General features: G+C 60.3%; 1 protein-coding gene and 1 pseudogene. One reads left to right on the top strand and one right to left on the bottom strand.

Annotated elements, in window-relative coordinates; genetic code table 11:
• Positions 1-445: 445 nt before the first annotated feature.
• Positions 446-1558 (bottom strand): annotated as a pseudogene (locus B3C64_RS02440) (hypothetical protein); the annotation flags it as partial.
• Positions 1559-1627: 69 nt separating this feature from the next.
• Between B3C64_RS02440 and B3C64_RS02435 the strand changes: the two are divergent.
• Positions 1628-2604 (top strand): FKBP-type peptidyl-prolyl cis-trans isomerase (locus tag B3C64_RS02435; protein WP_291533487.1); only part of this gene is annotated, 977 nt, incomplete at its 3' end.

The following is a 2604-nucleotide window of genomic DNA, read 5'->3' as shown; positions in this document are numbered from 1 at the left end:
TTTCAGAGTCTTCAGGTTCCGAAGTTCCTTCCGCCGCATTGGACCCATCGGCGTTCTCGGATTCGTCGTTTCCCTCGGATGTACCGTCGTCAACATCATCCTTGGATTCGGAGGACGAGTCATCGGTGGATTCGCCAGACCGGTCGGATTCGACGGATGAATCGGATCCATCGAACACATCGGCGGCGGATGCCGATTCTTCCTTCACAGATTCAGAAGACTCACTAGAATCCTCCGGAACCTCCTGCGTCGATCCCTCCGACTCCTCGGCGACGTCTTCCGAAGTCTCCGCGACTTCCCCAGCTCCATCCACTGACGATTCCTCAATGGTTTCGGCGGCATCCTCCGAAACAGCGCCGCCCATGGCGGCATCTGACGCATCAGTATCCGACGTGTCAACGTCCGACGAAGAAGCATCCGTAGAAACGGCGGCGCCCATCGAAGCGCCCTTGCCGTTTTCAGCGGCATCCTCGGCCGCCTCTTCCCTCGCCAATCGCGCGAAGTACGCCATAAGCTCTTCCTGGGAGATCACGGAGGTCTCCTCGCCCGCGGACGGGTTCTCATCGGCGGCAGAGGAACCTGCGCCGTCACCGTCGAGCGCCTGCTGCTGGTCTGCGACCAGATTGCGCGCGGACGGGTCGATGATCGTCGGCTGCGTCGCGGTCTCTTCCGTGGCGGCCTCGGCTTCGGCGCTGTGCGCGGCATGACGGCGGCGCTTGCGCGTGGGTTCGATCGAACGCTCATTGCGAACCGCATTGGCTTCTGCGTTCCTCACCCACGCGGCAACCTCGGTATCGTCGCCCTGCGATGATCCGACACCATCCACCACCGCGAACGCACGACGGTGACGACGCTTATGCGGCGGCATCGCGAACACGGAAGCCGCGAGCACGGCGAGCACCGCGAACAGGCCGCCGACCAGGTAGAACGGCATCGCGAAGTCGGGAACCGTCTGACGGACCCAATCGAATTCGATGGAAGCGCCCTTCGTGTCGCTGAAATCAATCAACGCGACGGTGTCTTTGCCGACCTCGGTATCGGCGACCTTGAGCCGGATGGAGACGGAACCCGTGCCGCATTTCGTCTCGCGCCACATGTCGGAATCCTTGAGCTCGACCTGGCCTTCGGACGTGTCGGCCTTCCCCTGGGCCGAAGCCTTCTGCACGGCGAGCGTGCTCCAATCGGAAAGACCGGTGACGCGCATGTACTTGGAACCGGCGATCCAGCCATTGACATCGCGGCTGGAGCCGATGACGACGCATACATTGGCGGTTTTGCTGGATGATTTCGCGGTGACGGTGACCTTCTTGTCGACCAGCGGCAGCACACCGGGGTCGGTGACCACGTAGCGCGATCCGCTCACCGAAGCGGAAGCGGCGATTCGCGTATCCGGCTTCCACATGGTGGCGTTGAGCACGCCCAGCACGATGCAAGCGACGGCGAGCAGACCGAAAATAGGCGTGACGATTCCGCGCATGATCTTGGCATGGCGTGTGGGACCCGCCTTGACCTGCGGTTCTTCCTGTTCTTCTTGCGATAAAGTCATAGCGCTCCCCATTCTAGCCTGTACCCCTGCAAAAGCCTGTTAAACCCATGGAAATCAATGATTGCCGCTATGGTTAAGCCTATGCGTAAAACTATTTTCCTCAAAGCCGTGGCAACCGCATGCGCGGCGATCATGTGCTTGGGCGCTTCGGCGTGCGGCAGCGATTCCGGCACGAAATCCGACAGCAAATCGAAATCCTCATCGTCTTCCTCGTCTTCATCCTCTTCTTCGAACTCCTCCAATTCCTCCACGAAAATGAATCAGATCGCCGGCGTGACGGCGACGGGCGAACCGGGCAAGAAGCCCACCATTTCGTTCAAGACCCCGATGACCGTGGAGAACAACAGCTACGTCGTGCTGCAGAAGGGCAATGGCGCCAAAATCGAGAACGGCGACCGCGTATGCGCGCAGGGCATCGCCATCAACGTCAAGGACGGCTCCGAACTGATGAGCACCTGGGAGAAGAACACTCCCGATTGCGCCGCGGTCGTCAGCGACGACACCAGCAAGATGAACGCGGAATACTACAAGATCTTCAGCGCCCAACGAATCAACGCCACCATCGCGTTCGGCGTGAACGATTCGAATTCCTCCGGCACCTCGTATCTCATGGTGCTCACCCTCGTATCGAAGTCGAGGGATCTGGAACGCGCCACCGGCACCAAGGTGACCGACATTCCCGCGAACCTGCCGAAGGTGACGCTGGGCAAGAAGGGCAAGCCGTCCATCGACATGAACGGCCAGGGTTCCGTCGACAAGCAGATCACGCAGACGCTGATCAAGGGCGACGGCAAGCAGATCACCGATTCCATGACCGCTGTCGTGAAGTACACCGGCTGGACGACCGATGGCAAGCAGTTCGATTCCTCGTGGGACAAGAACACCACGTTCGACGCCGATGTCTCCTCGTCCGGCCAGATCATCCAAGGCTGGAAGGACGGCCTGATCGGGCAGACCGTCGGTTCGCAGGTGCTGATGATCATTCCGCCGGACAAGGGATACGGCAACAAGAAGTCCGGCTCGATTCCGGCGAACTCCACGCTGGTGTTCGTGGTCGA

This window comes from Bifidobacterium sp. UBA6881 (assembly GCA_002451435.1).
Taxonomy (GTDB): domain Bacteria; phylum Actinomycetota; class Actinomycetes; order Actinomycetales; family Bifidobacteriaceae; genus Bifidobacterium.
This window is presented reverse-complemented; position numbering and strand designations above follow the sequence as displayed.